The 21,859-nt window shown below is 48.0% G+C and carries 17 protein-coding genes and 1 tRNA gene; 10 read left to right on the top strand and 8 right to left on the bottom strand.

Features of this window, described 5'->3' with window-relative positions; all coding sequences use genetic code 11:
- On the top strand, positions 1 to 2,023 hold a 2,023-nt coding region (locus tag HMPREF2606_RS07585; RefSeq protein ID WP_210400405.1), incomplete at its 5' end, for a YadA family autotransporter adhesin.
- A gap of 154 nt (positions 2,024 to 2,177) precedes the next feature.
- Positions 2,178 to 4,799, top strand: a complete 2,622-nt coding sequence (gene pepN / locus HMPREF2606_RS07580) for an aminopeptidase N (protein WP_070585019.1) — start codon at positions 2,178 to 2,180, stop codon at positions 4,797 to 4,799.
- A gap of 184 nt (positions 4,800 to 4,983) precedes the next feature.
- Here pepN and porB read toward each other — a convergent pair whose 3' ends face one another.
- The 6 genes from porB to HMPREF2606_RS07545 form a co-directional block, all read right to left on the bottom strand.
- On the bottom strand, positions 4,984 to 6,045 hold the full coding sequence (gene porB, locus HMPREF2606_RS07575; RefSeq protein ID WP_070843479.1) for a trimeric porin PorB: 1,062 nt from the start codon (positions 6,043 to 6,045) through the stop codon (positions 4,984 to 4,986).
- Between the two features lie 388 nt (positions 6,046 to 6,433).
- Entirely contained in the window at positions 6,434 to 7,447 is a 1,014-nt protein-coding gene (ilvC, locus tag HMPREF2606_RS07565) for a ketol-acid reductoisomerase (RefSeq protein WP_070711883.1), read from the bottom strand.
- Between the two features lie 61 nt (positions 7,448 to 7,508).
- The gene (locus tag HMPREF2606_RS07560) at positions 7,509 to 7,802 is read right to left on the bottom strand and encodes a putative quinol monooxygenase (RefSeq protein ID WP_070583491.1); all 294 of its coding nucleotides are present in this window, start codon (positions 7,800 to 7,802) and stop codon (positions 7,509 to 7,511) included.
- 66 nt (positions 7,803 to 7,868) lie between these two features.
- On the bottom strand, positions 7,869 to 8,360 hold the full coding sequence (ilvN, locus tag HMPREF2606_RS07555; protein ID WP_003685820.1) for an acetolactate synthase small subunit: 492 nt from the start codon (positions 8,358 to 8,360) through the stop codon (positions 7,869 to 7,871).
- A gap of 10 nt (positions 8,361 to 8,370) precedes the next feature.
- On the bottom strand, positions 8,371 to 10,098 hold the full coding sequence (gene ilvB / locus HMPREF2606_RS07550; protein WP_070711885.1) for a biosynthetic-type acetolactate synthase large subunit: 1,728 nt from the start codon (positions 10,096 to 10,098) through the stop codon (positions 8,371 to 8,373).
- Between the two features lie 398 nt (positions 10,099 to 10,496).
- Positions 10,497 to 10,581, bottom strand: a tRNA-Leu gene (locus HMPREF2606_RS07545).
- Between the two features lie 284 nt (positions 10,582 to 10,865).
- Here HMPREF2606_RS07545 and HMPREF2606_RS07540 point away from each other — a divergent pair.
- From HMPREF2606_RS07540 to hisD, 4 genes are all read left to right on the top strand, one after another.
- A complete protein-coding gene (locus HMPREF2606_RS07540; RefSeq protein WP_070583489.1) occupies positions 10,866 to 11,528 on the top strand; it encodes an SCO family protein in 663 nt (220 codons plus the stop codon).
- 81 nt (positions 11,529 to 11,609) lie between these two features.
- Positions 11,610 to 12,263 (top strand): ATP phosphoribosyltransferase, encoded by a 654-nt coding sequence (gene hisG, locus HMPREF2606_RS07535; RefSeq protein ID WP_036473098.1) that lies wholly within the window; start codon positions 11,610 to 11,612, stop codon positions 12,261 to 12,263.
- A gap of 48 nt (positions 12,264 to 12,311) precedes the next feature.
- A complete protein-coding gene (gene nfsA / locus HMPREF2606_RS07530) occupies positions 12,312 to 13,037 on the top strand; it encodes an oxygen-insensitive NADPH nitroreductase (protein ID WP_070748281.1) in 726 nt (241 codons plus the stop codon).
- 71 nt (positions 13,038 to 13,108) lie between these two features.
- Positions 13,109 to 14,401, top strand: coding sequence for a histidinol dehydrogenase (hisD, locus tag HMPREF2606_RS07525; protein ID WP_070843478.1), 1,293 nt, complete (start codon positions 13,109 to 13,111; stop codon positions 14,399 to 14,401).
- A gap of 110 nt (positions 14,402 to 14,511) precedes the next feature.
- Here the strand turns inward: hisD and HMPREF2606_RS07520 are convergent, their stop codons facing one another.
- Positions 14,512 to 15,393 (bottom strand): prephenate dehydrogenase, encoded by an 882-nt coding sequence (locus HMPREF2606_RS07520; RefSeq protein WP_070843477.1) that lies wholly within the window; start codon positions 15,391 to 15,393, stop codon positions 14,512 to 14,514.
- 296 nt (positions 15,394 to 15,689) lie between these two features.
- Here HMPREF2606_RS07520 and HMPREF2606_RS07515 point away from each other — a divergent pair, with 296 nt between their 5' ends.
- The 4 genes from HMPREF2606_RS07515 (at position 15,690) to HMPREF2606_RS07500 (ending at position 20,682) form a co-directional block, all read left to right on the top strand.
- Positions 15,690 to 16,184, top strand: a complete 495-nt coding sequence (locus HMPREF2606_RS07515; protein WP_070711893.1) for a MarR family transcriptional regulator — start codon at positions 15,690 to 15,692, stop codon at positions 16,182 to 16,184.
- 49 nt (positions 16,185 to 16,233) lie between these two features.
- Positions 16,234 to 17,640, top strand: a complete 1,407-nt coding sequence (locus HMPREF2606_RS07510) for an efflux transporter outer membrane subunit (protein WP_070843476.1) — start codon at positions 16,234 to 16,236, stop codon at positions 17,638 to 17,640.
- Positions 17,641 to 17,863: 223 nt separating this feature from the next.
- Positions 17,864 to 19,054 carry an HlyD/EmrA/EmrK family protein gene (locus tag HMPREF2606_RS07505; RefSeq protein ID WP_070711897.1) on the top strand — a complete coding sequence of 397 codons (1,191 nt, stop codon included), beginning with the start codon at positions 17,864 to 17,866 and terminating at the stop codon, positions 19,052 to 19,054.
- 101 nt (positions 19,055 to 19,155) lie between these two features.
- Positions 19,156 to 20,682, top strand: a complete 1,527-nt coding sequence (locus tag HMPREF2606_RS07500) for a DHA2 family efflux MFS transporter permease subunit (RefSeq protein WP_070711899.1) — start codon at positions 19,156 to 19,158, stop codon at positions 20,680 to 20,682.
- A gap of 43 nt (positions 20,683 to 20,725) precedes the next feature.
- Here HMPREF2606_RS07500 and thrB read toward each other — a convergent pair whose 3' ends face one another.
- Complete coding sequence (gene thrB, locus HMPREF2606_RS07495) at positions 20,726 to 21,643, bottom strand: homoserine kinase (RefSeq protein WP_070583361.1); 918 nt, start codon at positions 21,641 to 21,643, stop codon at positions 20,726 to 20,728.
- Between the last annotated feature and the right edge of the window lie 216 nt (positions 21,644 to 21,859).

The following is a 21,859-nucleotide window of genomic DNA, read 5'->3' as shown; positions in this document are numbered from 1 at the left end:
AACCGTAGCCGGTGGCGCACAGCTGAAACTGGCCGATGTGTTGAATGTCGGTCAAGCGGCTCCGGTGAAAATCGATGGCGATAAAGGTGAAGTCAGCGGCTTGAGCAATACGACTTTGGGCGGCAACGACTTTGCCCAAGGTAAACGTGCGGCGACCGAAGAGCAGCTGAATGCGGCCCAAGATCAGTTGGTGAATGTATTGGGTGGTAATGCGGCCAATAATGGCGGCAACATCAGCATGACCGATATTGGCGGTACTGGTGAGAACAATATCCACGATGCAATCAAAGCCGTCAATGCAACTGCCAATCTGCCTTTGACTTTTGGCGGAGACAGCGGCAAAGATGTTGAACGCAAACCGGGTACGAAGCTGAATATTGTTGGCGGTCAAACTGATGCAACCAAACTTTCAGACGGCAATATCGGCGTTGTAGCGAATGGCTCTGATAAGTTGGAAGTCAAATTGGCTAAAGACTTGGCTGTTGATAGCGTGAAAGCCGGTGATACCACTGTAAATACCGATGGTGTGAAAGTTGGCGATGTCAACCTGACTAAAGCCGGCTTGAACAACGGCGGCAACAAGATTACCAACGTTGCAGCCGGTACCGATGATACTGATGCGGTGAATGTTGCTCAGTTGAACAAAGCTGCGGCTGCGGCTAAGACTGAAGTCGTTCAAGGCGATAACATTGTTGTTACTCAGGATGTCGGTGCCAATGGCCAAACCATTTACAAAGTGGCTACCGATAAAAACCTGAAAGTCGACAGCGTTACCGCAGGCGATACTGTGATGAATAATGACGGTGTGAAAGTTGGCGATGATGTTGCCTTGAACAAAGACGGCTTGAAAGCAGGCGATGTCAACCTGACCAAAGCTGGCTTGAATAATGGCGGCAACAAGATTACCAACGTTGCGGCCGGTACGGATGACACCGATGCAGTCAATGTTTCCCAACTGAAACAAGCTGCTGCTGCATCTAAGACTGAAGTCGTTCAAGGTAAGAACATCGTTGTCACTCAGAAAACAGGCGACAAGGGTCAAACTGTTTACGAGGTGGCAACCGATAAAGACTTGGATGTTGACAGCGTGAAAGCCGGCGATACCGCAGTGAATACTGATGGTGTGAAAGTGGGTGACGATGTTGCATTGAACAAAGACGGCTTGAAAGCAGGCAAGGTAAACCTGACTAAAGACGGCTTGGACAATGCGGGCAACAAAGTAACCAACGTAGCCGACGGCGACCTCAATGCGAACAGCAAAGATGCCGTCAACGGCAGCCAGTTGTACGCAACCGACCAAAACGTAGCCAACAATGCTGCGACTATCGCCAAAGGCATTAACTTTGGCGGTACAACCGGCAGCAACAACTACGCATTGGGTTCTACCATCAACGTTAAAGGCGACAGCAACATCATCAGCGAAACCGTAGCCGGTGGCGCTCAACTGAAGCTGGCTGACGAGATTAGCGTGAAGACAGTGAATGCCGATACATTCAAAGCAGGTGATACTGTGATGAATAACGACGGCGTGAAAGTCGGCAATAAAGTTGCGTTGAACAAAGACGGTCTGACCGCAGGCAATACCGTGGTCAACAACGATGGCGTAACCATCGCTGCGCCGACTGAAAACAATCCGAACAACCAAGTCAAATTGTCTCCTGTCGGTCTGAACAACGGCGGCCAACGCATTACCAATGTGGCTCCGGGTAAAGACGGTACAGACGCGGCAAACGTGAACCAATTGATTGGTTTGGGTACCGAGTTGCAGAACAACATCAACCAAGTAGGTAAGAAAGCCTACGCGGGTGTGGCCGGTGCGATTGCCCAAGGCTCGATTCCGCAAGTAACCCGTCCGGGTGCGACCGGTATCGGTGTCGGCAGCGGCTACTATGGCGGCCAGTCTGCCATGGCCATTGGCGTGTCTGCGATGAGCGACGGCGGCAACTGGATTGTCAAAGGCAACTTCTCGGCCAATACCGACGGTCATGTCGGTGTGGGTGCCGGTGCGCTGTATCAGTGGTAAGTTGGCAATGACAGGCAACTAGATTTGCTGCCTGAATAGGGAGGCCGTCTGAAATTTTAGGTTTCAGACGGCTTTTTTTCTGAAAACACTTGAATTTAGGCTAGATGAAACGATATGCTTCATCTATTTACCGCATGACTCTGAAAGAGAACAAATGAGCAAAACCATCCATTATTTGAAAGACTACGCCGCGCCAGCGTACCGTATTCTGAAAACCGACCTGCATTTCGATATTTTAGAACCGCAAACCATCGTCAAATCCAGTCTGACCGTTCAACCTGAAAGAGCAGGGGAGCCGTTGGTATTGGATGGTTCGGCAAAACTGCTGTCTGTGAAAGTAAACGGCCAGGCCGTAGATTATGTGTTGGAAGACGAAAAACTGACGATTGCAGGCGTGCCGTCTGAAAACTTTACGCTGGAAGTGGAAACCGAAATTCTGCCTGCTGAGAACAAATCTCTGATGGGTCTGTATGCTTCCGGCGGCAATTTGTTTACCCAATGCGAACCGGAAGGTTTCCGCAAAATTACGTTCTACATCGACCGTCCGGATGTCATGTCTAAATTTACCACCACGATCGTTGCAGACAAAAAACGCTATCCGGTGTTGCTGTCTAACGGCAATAAAATCGGTGGCGGCGAGTTTTCAGACGGCCGTCATTGGGTGAAATGGGAAGATCCGTTTGCCAAACCGAGCTATCTCTTTGCTTTGGTGGCAGGCGATTTGGCGGTAACGGAAGATTATTTTACGACCATGAGCGGCCGTAAGGTCAAAATCGAGTTCTACACCACGGAGACAGACAAACCTAAAGTCGGTTTTGCAGTTGAATCGTTGAAAAATGCGATGAAATGGGACGAAACACGCTTCGGTTTGGAATACGACTTGGATATTTTCATGGTCGTTGCCGTGGGCGATTTCAATATGGGCGCGATGGAAAACAAAGGTTTGAATATTTTCAACACCAAGTTTGTGCTGGCCAACAGCCGTACCGCGACCGATACCGACTTTGAAGGCATCGAATCTGTTGTCGGCCACGAATATTTCCACAACTGGACGGGCAACCGTGTGACCTGCCGCGATTGGTTCCAATTGTCGCTGAAAGAAGGTTTGACCGTATTCCGCGATCAAGAGTTTTCCGGCGACCGAGCCAGCCGCGTGGTACGCCGTATCGACAATGTCCGTATGCTACGCTTGTTCCAATTCCCTGAAGATGCAGGCCCGACTGCGCATCCTGTTCGCCCGGCCAGCTATGAGGAGATGAACAACTTCTACACCATGACCGTCTATGAAAAAGGTGCAGAAGTAGTGCGCATGTATCATACCTTGCTCGGAGAAGAGGGCTTCCAAAAAGGCATGAAGCTGTATTTCCAACGCCACGATGGTCAGGCTGTGACTTGTGATGATTTCCGTGCCGCAATGGCAGACGCAAACGGCATCAATCTTGATCAGTTTGCTTTATGGTACAGCCAAGCCGGTACGCCGGTTTTAGATGCTCAAGGCCGTCTGAAAGGTGGAGCGTTTGAATTGACCATTAAACAAACCATTCCGGCCACGCCCGATATGGCGGACAAGCAGCCGATGATGATTCCGGTCAAAACCGGTTTGCTGAATGAAAAAGGCGAAGCGGTTGAGTTTGAATATCAAGGCAAACGGGTGAAAGAGGCGGTTTTGGTATTGACCGAAGCCGAGCAGACTTTTGTGTTGGGCGGCGTCAATGAGCCGGTTATCCCGTCTCTGCTACGAGATTTTTCTGCACCGGTTACCCTGAACTATCCATACAGCGAGCAAGAATTGGCGACTTTGCTGGCGGCAGATGAAAATGAGTTTGCACGTTGGGAGGCTGCTCAAACCCTGTATCATCGCGCCATTAATGCCAACCGTCAGGCATTGGCGGAAGGCCGTCCTTTACCGGAACACAAAGCATTGATGGATGCTTTGGCTTTGGTGGTTTCCGGTGACTTTGATCCGGCATTCCGTGCCATTTTGCTGCAAATGCCGTCTGAAACCGATGTATGGGCGGAAGAAGAAAATATTGACCCGATTCAGGTTCATCAAGCGCGTGAAGCCTTGCTCAATTCCGTTGCCGTCAAGTTCCTGCCTCAATGGCGCGAGTTGAACCGTCAGGCTGCCGAGCAAGAAAACCAAGCCGATGCCGCTGTTCGTTATGAATACAGCCCGGAATTGGCCGGCTGGCGCACTTTGCGTAATGCTTGCAGGGCATTTATCCTTCGTGCTGACGCTGCGCATATCGAGCACGTTGCGGAGAATTACGAAGCAATGGCGCAAAACATGACCCACGAATGGGGTATCTTATCTGCAATCAACAGCAATGAAAGTGAAATCCGCGATCGTTTGTTGACACAATTTGCCGATAAATTCGCCGATGATGCTTTGGTAATGGACAAATACTTTGCCCTGATTGCCTCAAGTCGCCGTAAAGATACTTTACAGCAAGTTCAGACGGCCTTGAATCATCCTAAGTTCAGTATTGAAAACCCAAATAAAGCCCGTTCTTTATTGATGAGCTTCAGTCGTAATATTCCGCACTTCCATGCAGAAGACGGCAGCGGCTACCGCTTTGTAGCAGATAAAGTGATGGAAATTGACCGCTTTAATCCGCAAGTTGCCGCTCGACTGGTGCAGGCTTTCAACATCTGCAACAAATTGGAAGCCAACCGCAAAGCCGTTATGACTAAAGAGTTGCAACGCATCCATGCACAAGAAGGTTTGTCCAAAGATGTGGGCGAGATTGTTGGTAAGATTTTAAATGAGAAATAAAGCTTGTCTGTTGAACTTATTGTTATTTGGCAATAAGGATAGATAGACTAAAGGCCGTCTGAAACTGATTGGTTTCAGACGGCCTTTTTATATACAACGCTTAAATTAATTTTCGTTGAGGGTAGGGCATAAGAATAAAAAAGAGCCTGCATAAAACAGGCTCTTTTTCATACTAATCCAAAGATTAGAATTTGTGACGCAGGCCAACAGTGCCAGCAGTTTTCTCGTATTTGTAGTCGCCTTTGCCTTCTTTCAACCAGCCGGCAGAAACCAGAGCAGAAGTGCGTTTAGAGAAGTCGTAGTCAGCACCAACGATAACTTGGTTGTAAGCGCTGTTCTCTTGTTTCACGCCTTCTTCTTTAGCTTTGAAGCCGTGAGCGTAAGAAACACGAGGAGTTACGTTGCCGAAGCGGTAAGCAGCAGTTGCACCAACTTCAGTACGTTCGTTTTTCTTAGCACCAGCTACGTCAGCTTTGAAGCCTTCGTATTGACCTACAACAGCAACCATCAGGTTGTTAGCATCGTAACCAGCAGTCAGACGGTGAGCTTGGTGATCTTTGTAAGTACCAGCAGCCAAATTATTGTTGCGGTTGAATACTTTCAAGTAATCAGCAGTCAAGTCAGCACGTTTAGCATAAGAACCAGCATAGCGACCGAAGAAGCCAGAGTTTTCGTAGTTCAGACCTAAGTCGTAAGACTCACGGCTTTTCACAGTGTGAGTGTATTTGTCGCTAGGGTTAGCATTGTCACGTGGTTGGTATTGTACGCTTGCGCTGAAACCACCAAATACAGGGGTATCGTAACGTACAGATACTTTACGAGAATCTACACGTTTGATTTTACCCAATTGCAGAGCATCTTCGTTAGCTGCACTAGATTCCCAAGGGTCGAAGCTGTCGCTGCTGTTGCTCAGGGCATTATCCAAGTTACCGGCACGAATTTTACCGAAACCGCCTTCCAAGCCCAAGAAAGATTCACGGTTAGCGAAACCAGAGTCACCACCGGCGATAGAAGTTTTTTGTTCAACTTGCCAGATAGCATTCAGGTTGCTACCCAAGTGTTCGTGGCCTTTGAAACCGATGCGAGAGCCGAAGTCAGCAATCTCAGTAGCAGTTTTAGAAGAAGTCTTACCCTCTTTTACTTTAGAAATTTCTACGCCAGCTTTAATTTGACCGTACAGAGTTACGTCAGCCATAGCTGCAACAGGCAGGGCAGCCAGAGTCAGGGCAATCAGGGATTTTTTCATTGCTGTTTTCCTTTTTTAAGTGTGAAGAAGCGAGCATTCGTTCTTCTTATTACGATATCGTTCTGTTTCAACGATTCCATGACCATAATATAAAGGTTATGGCTTAAGAAAACAAATTTTCCTCTTGTTTTAGGCGTATTTTTGTTGGGAAACGTTGTTTTTTGCAGACAGAGTAGGTATAGAAAATAGTCGTTTATTTCGTAATATGTTTTTTTAAAAGGAAATTTTAGGAGAATCATGAAAGACAGTTTATAGAGGTTGGGGGTAAATGTTGTTTATATTGTCTTCAGACGGCCTTGTTGAGTGAGGTTTATAGTGTATTGGGTTTTAAAATTATAAAAAAACCTGCCTGAGTAATCAGGCAGGTTTCATTTGCTTGAAAGACAGATTAGTTTTTGTCTTGGTCAACCAGTTTGTTTTTAGCGATCCAAGGCATCATAGAACGCAGTTGTGCACCCACTTTTTCAATTTGGTGGTCGGCGTTCAGACGGCGACGGGCAGTCATGCTGGCGTAGTTGGTTGCGCCTTCTTGGATGAACATTTTCGCATATTCGCCGCTTTGAATGCGGTATAGCGCTTTTTTCATCGCAGCTTTGGTTGCAGGAGTCACTACTTCAGGGCCGGTAACGTATTCACCGTATTCGGCATTGTTGGAAATGGAGTAGTTCATGTTGGCAATACCGCCTTCGTACATCAGGTCAACGATCAGTTTCAGCTCGTGCAGACATTCGAAGTAGGCCATTTCTGGAGCGTAACCGGCTTCAACCAAAGTTTCAAAGCCGCATTTCACCAATTCAACTGCGCCACCGCACAATACGGCTTGTTCGCCAAACAGGTCGGTTTCGGTTTCTTCGCGGAAGTTGGTTTCGATTACGCCGCCTTTAGTGCCGCCGTTGGCTGCTGCGTAAGACAGGGCGATGTCTTTGGCTTTGCCGCTTTTATCTTGGTAAACGGCGATCAAGGAAGGTACGCCGCCGCCTTTCAGGAATTCGCTGCGTACGGTGTGGCCTGGGCCTTTAGGGGCGATCATGATAACGTCAAGGTCGGCGCGAGGTACGATTTGGTTGTAGTGTACGTTGAAGCCGTGAGCGAACGCCAATACTGCGCCTTCTTTCAAGTTAGGATCGATTTCGTTTTTGTATACGATAGGTTGGTTTTCGTCAGGCAACAGAATCATTACAACGTCGGCTGCTTTAGTTGCTTCAGCAACGGTGCGCACGTCGTGGCCGGCTGCTTCGGCTTTTTTCCAAGAGCTGCCTTGGCGCAGACCGATTACGACATTTACGCCGGAATCTTTCAGGTTTGCTGCGTGTGCGTGACCTTGTGAACCGTAGCCGATGATGGCAACGGTTTTGCCTTTGATCAGAGAAAGGTTAGCGTCTTTATCGTAATAAACTTGCATTTTATTTCCTTAGTGTAAGAGGGTTCCGGATAATCCGGGTTGAGTTAAAAGTAATAGGGGATTAGGCAGGGACTTGGTTCATCAAGACGATTTCCAATGCTTCGGTTTTTCCTTCGATGGATTTGACGAAGTTTTGGAAATGTTCGCTGGCATTGTGCTCATCAATAGCTGCTTGGGATTTCCAGCTTTCTACGAATACGAAACGGTTGGGTTTGCCGATTTCTTGGTGCAGGTCGTAGCTGATGTTGCCTTCTTCTGCACGGCTGGCTTTGACCAATTCTTTAAATTGGGCAGCCAGAGCCTCGGTGTATTCGGGTTTGACGGTAACTAATGCAACGATTTGGATGCTTGACATATTTGTCTCCTACTGTTTTTCAGACGGCCTTTGTTGAAAGTAAAAGGCCGTCTGAACGATACAGCGTTAAATTTTCAAAATGCGCTCGCCACGACCGATACCGGCTGCGCCTGTGCGTACGGTTTCCAAAATTTGGGCGCGACCGACTGTTTCGAGGAAAGAGTCGAGTTTTTCGGTGGAACCTGTGATTTCGATGGTGTAGCTGCGGTCTGTTACATCAATAACACTGCCGCGGTAGATTTCGGTCAATCGTAGGAATTCGTCGCGGTCTTTGCCGACGGCGCGGACTTTTACCAACATCAGTTCGCGTTCGACAAAACGGCTTTCGTTCAAGTCAACCACTTTGATAACTTCAATCAGTTTGTTGAGTTGTTTGGTGATTTGCTCGATAACGTGTTCGTCGCCATGAGTAACGATGGTCATGCGAGACAAGGTTTTGTCTTCGGTTGGCGCAACAGCCAAGGAGTCGATATTGTAATCGCGTGCGGAGAACAAACCTACCACACGGCTCATCGCACCTGATTCGTTTTCCATCAGAATAGATAAGATATGTCGCATTTTTCTCTCCTTACGCTGACAATGTTTCGCGCATATGCGGCGGCAGAACCATCTCGTCCAAGCCTTTGCCGTTGCCGACCATAGGCAGTACGTTTTGTTTCTTATCGGTCAAGAAATCGAGGAATACCAGACGGTCTTTTTGGTTTAATGCTTCCAGCAACGCGCCTTCTACATCGGATTTCTTGTCCACACGGATGCCGATATGACCGTAGGCTTCAGCCAGTTTGACAAAATCAGGCAATGAATCGAAATAGGTTTCCGATTCACGGTTGCCATAATAAAGTTCTTGCCATTGGCGAACCATGCCGAGGTAGCCGTTGTTCAGTGTAACGACGTTAACCGGAACGCGGTATTGGAAGCAGGTCGACAGCTCTTGGATATTCATCTGAATCGAGCCTTCGCCGGTGATACAGAATACATCTTGATCAGGAGCAGCCAGTTTTGCGCCGATGGCATATGGCAGGCCGACGCCCATTGTGCCTAAACCGCCGGAATTGAGCCATTGGCGAGGACGCTCGAATGGGTAATATTGGGCGGTAAACATTTGGTGTTGACCGACGTCGGAAGTAATGATGGCAGAATTATTGGTGATTTCTGCCAGTTTTTGAATGACGTATTGCGGTTTGATGATTTCGCTTTCATTATCAAACCACAGGCAGTTGCGCGAACGCCATTCTTCAATGCTTTTCCACCATTTATCCAATGAGTCGGCTGCAGGTGCAGATTCTTGCTTGCCCCACAATTGAATCATTTCGGACAATACGTTTTTCACGTCGCCGACAATCGGGATATCCACTTTGACGCGTTTGGCAATGCTGGACGGGTCAACGTCAATATGAATAATTTTTTTGGCTTTTTCAAAGAATTTGGACGGTACGGAAATCACGCGGTCATCGAAGCGCGCACCGATTGCCAGTACAACGTCTGCATTTTGCATGGCGAGGTTGGCTTCATAAGTACCGTGCATACCCAGCATGCCCAAGAATTGGCGGTCGCTGGAAGGGTATGCACCCAAGCCCATCAATGTACCGGTACAAGGAGCGCCGATCATGCGGACGAATTTGGTCATTTCCTCAGAGGCATTACCTAAAATCACGCCGCCGCCGAAGTAAACAATAGGGCGTTTGGCGGAAGCCAGCATTTGTACGGCTTTTTTGATTTGACCGATGTGGCCTTGTACAACTGGTTGGTAAGAGCGGATGAAGATGTCTTCTTGCGGATAGCTGAATTTAGCCATTGCTTGGGTGACATCTTTAGGAACATCGACAACAACGGGACCCGGACGGCCGCTTGCGGCGATTTGGAAAGCTTTTTTGATGGTATCTGCCAACTCAGCAATATTGGTCACCAAGAAATTGTGTTTGACACAAGGGCGGGTAATGCCGACTGTATCCACTTCTTGGAATGCGTCTGTCCCGATAAGGGAGTTGCCCACCTGGCCGCTGATGACTACCAACGGAATGGAGTCACTGTAAGCAGTGGCGATACCGGTCAGGGCATTGGTCACGCCCGGGCCGGAAGTCACCAAGGCAACGCCGACTTTGCCGCTGACACGGGCATAGGCATCTGCCGCATGTACGGCAGCCTGCTCGTGGCGAACCAGGATGTGCTTGAATTTATTGAGTTGGAAAAGGGCATCGTAGATTTCGATAACCGCGCCGCCCGGATAGCCGAAAACATACTCGACACCTTCGGCTTTGAGACTTTGCACGATGATTTGTGCGCCAGATAATTGCATATTGACCTCTTTTATATGGTTTCAAACCAATAGGAACAATCCGCCTCACCACAGCACCTGTAATGCAATTCCACCAAGCAGCGATTTAGGGTACGCGCACTGAGGGAATACGATGACAGTCAGACTATCCAAGCAATTGGAAAGAAACACAGAGTTTGTGAAAAAGAGTAGAAACGATAACGCAATCCGACTGTACAAGCAAGACAAAATCTTTCATCTTTTAACGTTTAAGGAGTGAAAATAGATTATCGTTTGATTTTAAAGAAATAAAAAAACGGTTTTATTGAGCTTGATGTGGGTGGATTGTTGACAGTTTGAGTAAGGAGAAGGTTTTTGCAAATTTTGCAAACAAAGAATAGCAAAAAACCTCTTGACCGAATCAAGAGGTTTTTTAAATTTGGTGCCCAGGGTCGGACTCGAACCGACACACCTTGCGGCGGGGGATTTTGAGTCCCCTGCGTCTACCAATTTCGCCACCTGGGCTAGCGAAGAAGTCGTCATTATAGCGAGTTCTCGAATCTTGTAAAGCAGTAATTGAAAAAAAATTGGATTATTTTTATATTTGTTTGATTTTTAATGAATTAAACTTTTTGTGTTTGATGGCTATCTAAATGGAAGGCAGATTTTTAAAACAAAAAAAGCAGTATTTATCTGCAAAAAGGGCTACATTTAATGTGTCAAACGCGTTAATATGAAGATGTTTTGTTTTTATATCGGCCGGGCGGTTGTTTGGCCTTACTTATTTGAAACGGTTTTGGAGAAAATTTATGCTTTCCGTTACACGAACTTTCCTACTCAGTGCTTTTGCGTTGGCTGCTCTGGCTGCTTGTCAGCCTAAAGAAGAGGCCAAAGAGGCTTCTTCGACACCTGCCACTTCTGCTGCGCCTGCTGCTTCCGGTGAGTCTGCACCCAAAGTGCAAGCGCGTGGTACCGATATGCGCAAAGAAGACATTGGCGGCGACTTCACATTGACCGATGGCGACGGCAAACCTTTCAGCCTGAGCGACTTGAAAGGCAAAGTGGTTATCCTGTCGTTCGGTTATACCCACTGTCCTGACGTATGCCCGACCGAGTTGCTGACTTACAGCGATACTTTGAAACAATTGGGCGATCAGGCTAAAGACGTGAAAGTGGTATTTGTCAGCATCGACCCGGAGCGCGATACGCCTGAAGTAATCGGCAAATACGCCAAACAGTTCCACCCTGATTTTATCGGCCTGACGGCTACCGGCGATCAAAGCCTGCCTGTCATCAAACAGCAATACCGTGTGGTATCGGCTAAAGTTAACCAAAAAGAAGACAGCGAAAACTATTTGGTCGACCACTCTTCAGGTGCATATTTGATTGATAAAAACGGCGAAGTGGCGATTTTCTCGCCTTATGGCAGTGAGCCGGAAACGATTGCGGCTGATGTGAAAACATTATTGTAAAACCGTAGTTGAGGCCGTCTGAAATGGGTTGTGGATTTCAGACGGCCTTCTTGTTTTTGATACGGCAAAGGAGAAGAAAAAATGACCGACACACTTTTAACGATTGCTTTATCCAAGGGGCGAATTTTTGAGGAAACCCTGCCGCTGTTGGCCGCCGCCGGTATTGTGCCTGCTGAAGAGCCGGAAAAATCGCGCAAGCTGATTATTGGTACGAATCATGACAATATCCGTTTGGTGATTGTACGCGCAACCGATGTGCCGACTTATGTGCAATATGGTGCGGCGGATTTCGGTATTGCCGGTAAGGACGTGCTGATCGAGCATGGCGGAGATGGCCTGTATCAACCTTTGGATTTGCATATTGCTTCATGCCGCATGATGGTTGCGGTGAAAAAAGGTTTTGATTACGCCGCTGCGTCCAAACCCGGCAGCCGCTTACGGATTGCCACCAAATATCCAGACATCGCCGCCGAACACTTTGCCGACAAGGGTGTGCATGTGGACATCATCAAACTGTACGGCTCGATGGAGCTTGCGCCTTTGGTCGGTCTGAGCGACGCGATTGTCGATTTGGTTTCCAGCGGCAATACTTTGAAAGCCAATGGTTTGGAAGCTGTAGAACATGTGGCTGATATTTCCAGCCGCTTGGTGGTCAACAAGGCGGCATTGAAAACCAAATATGCGCTGTTGAATCCGATTATTCAGGCATTTGAAAATGCTGCTAAGGCCGTCTGAAAAGTTTTTGGCAAAACCTGTCTGCCAACCCAGTTTGAAAGCCCCGTCATGATGCAAAGCAAACCGACACTCGATACGATTCTTTCCCATCGTTCCATCCGCAGGTTTACTTCCGAACCGATTGCCGATGAAATCCTCGATACGCTGGTTCGCGCCGGACAACAGGCTTCAACTTCCAACAATCTGCAATGCGTTTCCATCATCCGCGTATCCGACCTTGCGCTGAGGCAGGGGATACATGAAGCGGCAGGAAGCGCACCTTATATTGTCCATTGTGCGGAATTTTTATTGTTTTGCATCGATTTTTCTAAACACAAGGCGATGTTTCCCGATGCGCAAATTGATTGGGCGGAAGTAACCCTGATTGGTGCGGTCGATGCAGGTATTATGGCGCAAAACGTATTGCTTGCCGCCGAATCGCTTGGGCTGGGCGGCGTGTATATCGGCGCGCTGCGCAATAATGCGCAAAAAGTATCGGATGTATTGAACCTGCCGGATTATTGCGTACCTTTGGTGGGATTGTGTCTCGGTTATCCCGACCAAGACCCACCGCTCAAACCGCGCCTGCCTAAGGAAATGGTCTATGCCGAAAACGCTTGTCCGAGCCTGAATGCCGAGGCGGTTGAAGCCTATAATCAGGCAGTGGCGGATTATTATGAGTTACGCAAGGGAAGTCCGATACCTTGGAAGGAATCGCTGGCCAAAACCTTGGGCAATCCTGTGCGGCCGCATATGTTGGCGTTTTTGCAGAAAAAAGGTTTTTTGAAAAGATAATGTTCAGACGGCATGTGTGTGGCTGAGGCCGTCTGAAAACAATAGGAACGAAACAAGGAAGAGAGCAAACCATGAAGAAACTCGACACCCAATCCCCTGATTTTCAAGCCGAACTCAAAGCATTACTCGCTTTTGAAACCGCGCAAAATCCTGAAATCGACCGTATTGTTGCCGACATCTGCGCCGATGTTCAAAAACGCGGCGATGCGGCGTTGATTGAATACACCAACCGCTTTGACGGTACATCCGCACAAACCATTGACGATTTAATCCTGACGCAAGACGATTTGCAGTCTGCGTTTGGGCGTTTGCCTGAAAACATTCAGACGGCCTTGAAAACGGCCGCGAGACGGGTGGAAAGCTACCATAAACACCAAAAAATGGAGTCGTGGACTTACGAAGACGAAGACGGCACGCTTTTGGGTCAACAGATTACGCCGCTTGACCGTGTCGGTATTTATGTTCCGGGCGGCAAAGCCGCTTATCCCAGTTCCGTCATTATGAATGCCATGCCCGCCCACGTTGCCGGCGTGAAAGAAATCATCATGGTTGTTCCCACTCCGAAAGGCGAGCGCAACGATATTGTGTTGGCGGCTGCTTTTGTGGCCGGTGTAACCAAAGTGTTTACGGTCGGCGGCGCGCAGGCGGTTGCGGCTTTGGCTTATGGTACGGAATCGGTACCTCAAGTCGATAAGATTACCGGCCCGGGCAATGCTTTTGTCGCTGCGGCCAAACGTCGTGTGTTCGGCGTGGTCGGCATTGATATGGTGGCAGGGCCGTCTGAAATTTTGGTGATTGCCGATGGCACGACGCCTGCCGATTGGGTGGCCATGGATTTGTTCAGTCAGGCGGAACACGATGAAATTGCACAAGCGATTTTGATCGGTACTTCCCAAGCGTATTTGGACGAAGTTCAGACGGCCATGAACCGCCTGATTGAAACCATGCCGCGCCGTGCGATTATTGAAGCTTCATTGGGCAACCGCGGTGTAATGATTTTGGCTAAAGACTTGGATGAAGTCTGCGAAATCGCCAACTATATTTCTCCCGAACACTTGGAATTGTCGGTTGAGAATCCGCAAGAGTGGGCGAAAAAAATCCGCCATGCCGGTGCGATTTTCATGGGACGCTATACCAGTGAAAGCCTGGGCGACTATTGCGCAGGCCCTAACCACGTTTTGCCGACCAGCCGCACGGCGCGTTTCTCTTCTCCTTTGGGAACATATGATTTCCAAAAACGCTCCAGTCTGATTCAGGTTTCAGAACAAGGTGCGCAGAAATTGGGTAAAACCGCCAGCGTGTTGGCGCATGGCGAAAGTTTGACTGCGCACGCCAGAGCGGCTGAGTTCCGTTTGAAAGACTGAGTGAAACGTTGGTTAAAGTCGTAAGAAATCAAAAAGGGCATCTAAACAGATGCCCTTTTTATTGTGATGAAGGTTTGGCCGAGAAGGTTTCAGGCCGTCTGAAAACAGGTTTAACGGTTTTTCAGCCAGTCATTACGCATTTGTGCGGCTTCTTCAAAATAGCGGTAAAGCTCGGTTTTGTTGCCGTCAGAAAGGAGCTGTTCCAATTTGGATAATTGTTCTTTCAAGTCGCCGGTCAGTTTGAGCAGGGCAGGGCAGTTGGCCATGCAGATGTCTGTCCAAACGGCAGGATGGCTGGAAGCGATGCGGGTAAAGTCGCGAAAGCCGGTGGCGGCATAGGGGAGGTAGTCTTTGCCGTGAGGATGATCAACCAAAGCGTGGACATAGGCAAAGGCGACTAAGTGCGGCAAGTGGGAAACGGCGGCAAAAATATTGTCGTGTTCTTCGGCACTCATGGTCGAAATTTGCGAACCAACCGCCTGCCACAGGCTTTTCAGCCGTCTCAGGCCATCTGAAGCCTCTTGGCCATGTAGCGTAATAATCAGGCGGCTGTTTTGAAACAAACCGCAACGCGCGGATTTTGCCCCGCTTTGATCGGAGCCGGCAATCGGGTGGGCGGCAAAACATTGCGGCAGGCGGTCGGATAAGTGGGTGCGGAAGGCATTGAGTGCCGATTGTTTGGTGCTGCCGACATCGGAAACGCAGGCCGTATCTTTTAAGAAGGGCTTGATGTCGCGGCATACGTCAGGCAGGACGGAGACAGGCGTGGCAATCAAAACCAAATCGGCGTTGCCGATGCTTTCGGCGCAAATATCCGGATAGGCATGGTCGATGATGCCGCATTCGAGTGCGTAATTGAGGTTGTCGGCATTGGTGTCGATGCCGGTAACGGTTTGCACCAGTCCCAAGCGTTTGAGGTCGAGCATGAACGAGCCGCCGATTAAACCGACGCCGATAAGGGTGATACGGGGGAAAAAGGCGGAAGTGTTCATGGTTTGAATCCGGTTTAAGTGAAAAAGCTTATTTTAATCCGTTATGGAGGCCGTCTGAAAGTTGTCATCAAGGTTTCAGACGGCTTTTTTTATGGTCGAATTTTCATGATTTAGGCATAGAAAACTCCGTTTAGTAGGAGCATGTAACCGATTATCAGATTTTCATACACTAAAATAATCATCTGAATTAGTATAACGTCTTAAAGTAAGTAATTGGTATCTTAAAGTAAATTATTAAAGCATATTTTATTTTGATTGATATCGAATAAAATAATTCACTCAGAAAGAAGGAATTTATGAGTTTTTCACAAACCGAATTAGTCAACGCAATGCGTTTGCTTTCTACCCGTCTGCCGCAGTTTCCGGAGCAGCAAAACCAAGTATCTCGCATGTTGCGCATTGTAACCGAACGTTTGAGCAGCCATTTGAACGAAAACCTGAAAGCGTTCGGCATCAATGAAAACCTGTGGTTTTCCCTGATGGCGGTTTACGTCAGCCCAAACAGCGAAATCCTGCCTTCGCGCTTGAGCGACCTGATGGACTTGACGCGCACCAGTGCAACACGCCTGTCGGACGACATGGTTGAGCGCGGCTGGGTAGAGCGTTATATCAATCAGAAAGACCGCCGTCAGATTGTGCTAAAATTGACTCCTTCGGGTGAGACCTTTATCCACAAAGTATGGCCGCAAATTGCCCGTCAGAGCGGCCAAGCGTGGGAAGATTTCACGAAAGAGGATTATGATACGCTGCAACACCTGTTGGGTAAACTGTTGAACCGTTTGGGCAATTGACAACAGACGGCCTGAAGGTCTGCGGCAGACACACATCAACGGAGTCTGTATGAAATTAGGTTTGGTCAAATCAAGCGTATGCGTTGCCGCTGTTTCGCTGTTGGCGGCATGTGCGCCGTTCGGCAAACAGTCGCCTTTGGATGAGACAACAGCCTATCCGCTGCCGCAAGGCCAATCTGCCGCTACTGCCCAAGACGGCTGGTGGATGAAGCTGAAAGATAAAAAATTAAACAATTTGATTGCTTCCGCCATTCAGACGTCTACCAATCTGCGTGTCGTCAAGGCAAGGTTTGAGCAGGCTCAGGCGCAGCTGGGCGTTGTAGGAGCCGCCAACAAACCGCAAGTCAGTTTGGGCGTTACAGGTCTGGGTGCTTATGTTTCACCCAAACCTCAAGCCGGTATGGTTGATACCGACCATACATTGGTTTTGGCGCACGCAGCCTTACAAGGCAGTTTGGTTTTCGACTTTTGGGGTAAAAACCGAGAGCAGATTCAAGCTGTTTTAGGAAAAAGCAGGGCTGCGGAGTATGAAGCGCATCATATCCGCACCGAGTTGGCTCACGCCGTTGCCGCCCAATATTTTGCGTGGCAGATGGCGACAGAACAACTGGCTTTGCTGGATACGCGCATAGAGCTGGCGGATAAAGCATTGAAACTGATGCAACAACGCGTTAAAGCGCAGCTGGCTCCTGCCGATGCCTTGCACGCTCTGGAAATGGCGCAACAACAATTACAGCTTGAAAAATCGGCATGGACTCAGAAAAATGAGAAAATCCTCAACAGTCTGGCTGTATTGACCGGCCGTGTACCGGGTGCATTGAATGGACAGGTTCCGGAAAAAATGGCGGCTGTACCTTCATTGCCGGTTAGCCGTATTGAAGCGGATTTACTGGCGGCCCGCCCCGATATCGCGGCGCAAAAAGCTTTGCTTGAAGAGAAATGGCATATCGTCAAATCGACCGAAGCAGAGTTTTACCCGAATATCGAATTAAAAGTTTTGGCAGGTATGACGCACATTGATGCGTTCAATCTGATTCGCGGACGGACATCCGGTATGTTGGGCATTGTTCCGGCTTTGAATCTGCCATTGTTTACTTCCGGCGCGCTGCAGTCCAAATTGGCGGGCAAACGCGCCCAATATAACGAGCAGGTTGCCGTGTATGACCAAACCGTTTTGAACGCCATGCGTTCGGCGGCAGATGCTGTAGTCGACTATCAAAGCCTGAAAAGCCGACAAGATACTTGGAATAAGATGGTCAATATTGCCGATAAATCTGTGCAAAATGCGAAAGGACGTGTTCGTGCAGGTTTGGATAACGGCTTGACCGCTTTGCAAAAACAAGACGAAGTTGCGCGTACAAAAATGTCGGCGGTTCAATACCATGCAGAATATCTGACAGCTTGGAGTAACCTCAATGCCCAGTTGGGTGGAGGCTTTAAATTAAATAAGAAATAAACGTTTTATTAAAACGTAGGCCGTCTGAAAGTGATTTCAGACGGCCTTTTGCTTACCTTATTTACATTTGCTACCGGAAGAAATTATTGTAATGAATAGAGTGTAACTATAAAATATGACCCTTTAGCGCGTTAAACGCTCGTATTGGGGCTGATGGTATAAGTCAGCTACCCAGCAAGACAATAATATCGTTATCACATGTGCAGAATTAAAGTTAGGACTTATGGATACTCAATCAGAAAAAAATAATGTCCAAAAAGAAACGGAAGTAGTCGCTTCCGGCGCTAAAACGCATCGCAAACGCAATTTGGTTATCGTTACGCTTCTATTCCTTATTGCGGCAGCAGGAGTTGCTTTGGCGTATTTCCTGTTTTGGCAGCATGAAGAAGAAACGGAAGATGCTTATGTGGCCGGTCATTTGGTGATGATTACGCCGCAGGTGAACGGCACGGTGCGCAAAGTCATGTATGACGATACGGATGTCGTGAAAAAAGGCGATGTTTTGGTGGCTTTGGACGACAGCGATTTTCAGCTGGCATACGATCGCGCGCAAAATGAATTGATTCAGGCCATCCGTCAAAACAAACAGCAAACTGCGGTCAATTCAAAAGCCAAAGCACAAGTGTTGTTGCGTAAAGCCGATTTGGCCCGTGCGCAAGCCGATTTGCGCCGCCGCGAATCTTTGGCGGGGACGGAAGCGGTTTCCGGTGAAGAACTCAGCCATGCTCGCGCCGCTGTGGTTCAGGCTCAGGCTGCATTGAAAGCGGTTGAGGCGGAAGAAGTTTCTGCTCAGGCAGCGTTGGGCAGCAATATTCCTTTGCGCCAACAACCGGTAGTTCAGACGGCCATCAGCCACATCAAAGACGCTTGGCTGAATCTGCAACGTACGCAAATCCGTTCGCCGATCAGCGGCCAAATTGCCAAACGCAATGTCCAAGTCGGCCAACGTATCGCGCAAGGTACGCCGATGATGGCCGTTGTGCCTCTGTCTGAATTGTGGGTGGATGCCAACTTTAAAGAATCGCAACTGCGCAAAATGAAAATCGGACAGCCTGTTGAAATGACAGCCGATTTGTACGGCAGTAAAGTGGTTTACCATGGCAAGGTAATGGGCTTGTCGGCAGGTACGGGCAGTGCGTTCTCATTACTGCCGGCGCAAAATGCAACGGGCAACTGGATTAAAGTTGTGCAACGTGTGCCGGTGCGTATCAGTTTGGATGCTAAAGAATTGCAACAAAATCCGCTCCGTGTCGGTTTGTCGATGACTGTTAAAGTCGATATTGCCGAGAAGGGCAGCGGTAAAGCCATGACTGCCGAAGCAGAACGAAATACTGCCTTGCCGGAAACGGAAAGTGTGGATTGGAAAGCTGCCGATGCTTTAGTCGATAAAATCTTCGAGCAATACGCAAAATAATCTTTTCAGACGGCCTGAGTCTTTTATTGAAGGCTCAGGCCGTCTGAAATATTGATTCTCTTCAATCGACCGCTTTGGCGGTTGTCTTATAGTTTATAAATATGAATTATCCGCCTTTACAAGGGTTTAAGCTGGTGTTGGCAACTTTGGCGCTCAGCTTGGCCGTATTTATGGAAGTCTTGGACAGCACCATCGCCAACGTCGCCGTGCCTGTTATTGCAGGGGATTTGGGTGCGGCTACCACGCAGGGAACTTGGGTGATTACCTCATTTGCCGTAGCCAATGCCATCTCTGTTCCCTTGACAGGTTTTTTGGCCAAGCGGTTCGGCGAGGTCAAAATCTTTATCGCCGCTGTGATCGGGTTTGTCGTAACGTCATGGCTGTGTGGCATTGCACATAATCTTCAAGCCTTGGTTTTTTTCCGTGTATTGCAAGGCTTCATCGCCGGGCCATTGATTCCCTTGTCCCAAAGCCTGTTGATGGCTTCTTATCCGCCTGAAAAACGAACATTGGCGCTGGCCTTATGGGCGATGACCGTCGTTGTTGCCCCTGTGTTGGGGCCGATTTTAGGCGGTTGGATTTCAGACAATTGGCATTGGGGATGGATTTTCTTTATCAATATCCCGATCGGGATTTTGTCTGCAACTATTGCTTGGAAGCAGCTTCGACACAGGGAAACTGAAATCGTCAGGGTGCCAATCGATTATGTCGGGCTGGTGTTGATGATTGTCGGTGTCGGCGCATTGCAAATGATGCTTGATAGAGGTAAGGAATTGGACTGGTTTGCCTCGGGAGAGATTATCGTTTTGGGCGTTACCGCTTTGGTGTTCCTGACCTATTTTATTGTTTGGGAGCTGGGCGAGGAATACCCGATTGTCGATTTGTCATTGTTTAGAAATAGAAACTTTACGATAGGCGTTGTTGCGACATCCTTGGGCTTTATGGTGTATATGGGTACATTGACCTTGCTGCCTTTGGTGTTGCAATCAAATCTCGACTATACCGCTACTTGGGCTGGTTTGGCTGCTGCACCGGTAGGTTTTCTGCCGATTATTCTGTCGCCGATTATTGGTAAGTTTGGCAATCGCGTCGATATGCGCCTGTTTGTCAGTGCCAGCTTCTTGGTGTTTGCCTATACATTCCATTGGCGAACCGACTTCTATGCCGGCATGGATATGAGCAACGTCGTTTGGCCACAGTTTTGGCAGGGTTTAGGCGTAGCCATGTTCTTCCTGCCCCTGACCAGTATCACCTTATCACATATGAAGGGCAACCAAATTGCCTCGGCCAGTAGCTTGTCTAATTTCTTGCGAGTCTTTATGGGCGGTGTCGGAGTGTCCGTTGTCAGCACCATGTGGGAACGGCGCGAAGCTCTGCACCATACTCAGCTGACCGAACATATTAATTCATTGTCCTCAATCAGCAACCAATCTATTCAAGGCATGATGGCCAATGGCCTGAGCAAAGAGCAAGCCCTGGCTACGATAAATAGTACTATTTCCCAACAAGGCTTTATTATTGGCTCAAATGAAATCTTCTTGGCAGGCAGTATCATATTCATCAGTATGATTCCCATTATTTGGCTGGCAAGACCTCCGTTTAGCGGTTCCGGCGGGGGAGGGCATTAGATAAAAGGCCGTCTGAATTTCAGACGGCCTTTTATCTATTATATTATTTAAAACTCAATAATAGATCTCTAAATGCATTTGGATCTTTAATAAACGTCATTTCTCCTGATTGAGGGAAATGGAAATCAAGTAGGCGAGATACCCAGAAACGAATACATCCGGCTCTTTGTGCAGTAGGAAAATACGCGTGTTCTTCATCAGATAATGGACGTACGCTTTCATAGCCATGGATAAAGGCATCATAAAGGACAGGGTCTAATTTGTTATCAGCTGTTCGTGCCCAATCGTTAACCGCAATTGCCAGGTCGTACATGAAATTACCGTTACACGCATAATAGAAGTCGATAAAGCCGGAAACTTCATCTCCATTAAGCAATACGTTGTCCTTAAATAAATCGGCATGGATAATACCGGAAGGTAAATGCTCTCCTAGATTTTCATCTAAAGCTGCAATTTCAGATTGAAGCAGTGCAGCATCCTCAGAATCTAAAACAGGCAGCAACTGAGTGCAGGCATCGTGCCACCAGTCATCATAACGAGGATTTTTCATTTTTAAAGGAAAGTCTTGGCCGGCTAAATGCATTTTGGCCAGCATAGCACCGGTATGGAAGCATTGAGCTTCAGTTGGCCAGCCAGTATCAGAACCATTCAAACAAGTAACCAAACAAGCCGGTTTTCCGGCCAAAATAGAATGCAGTCCGCCATCTTTACGAGCAATCGGAGCGGCGCAGGCAACACCATTCAGACTCAAATGCTGGTTTAGTTCTAGAAAGAAAGGCAGTTCTTCTGATTTCAAAACCTCAAAAACAGTCAATACATAACGACCGGTTGAAGTAGTCAAAAAATAATTACTATTAGTAATTCCTTGAGCAATCCCCTGCAAAGAAACAAAATCTCCCAAATCATATTGCAGAAGGAAGTCACGCATTTGAGCGTCGGAAACACTGGTATAGACAGACATAGCAAACTCGAGGCTGATATAAAAGAATCAAGGAAACATCATACCAAAAAACAAGCGCCAACAATATAAATTAAAGCGAGGGTCAAATTCAAAAGGCCGTCTGAAATACTCTTTCAGACGGCCTTAGTATTGAATCGGGTTGGATTTGGAAAGAGAATAGGGAAGTTTTGAATGTTTTTAGAAAAATAAAAACCCTGTTAAAACAGGGCGGTGGTT

This window comes from Neisseria sp. HMSC070H10, assembly GCF_001837635.1.
In the GTDB taxonomy this organism is placed as follows: Bacteria; Pseudomonadota; Gammaproteobacteria; order Burkholderiales; family Neisseriaceae; genus Neisseria; species Neisseria subflava_A.
Note: the sequence above shows the minus strand (reverse complement) of the source record. Positions and strands in the feature narration are given on the sequence as shown.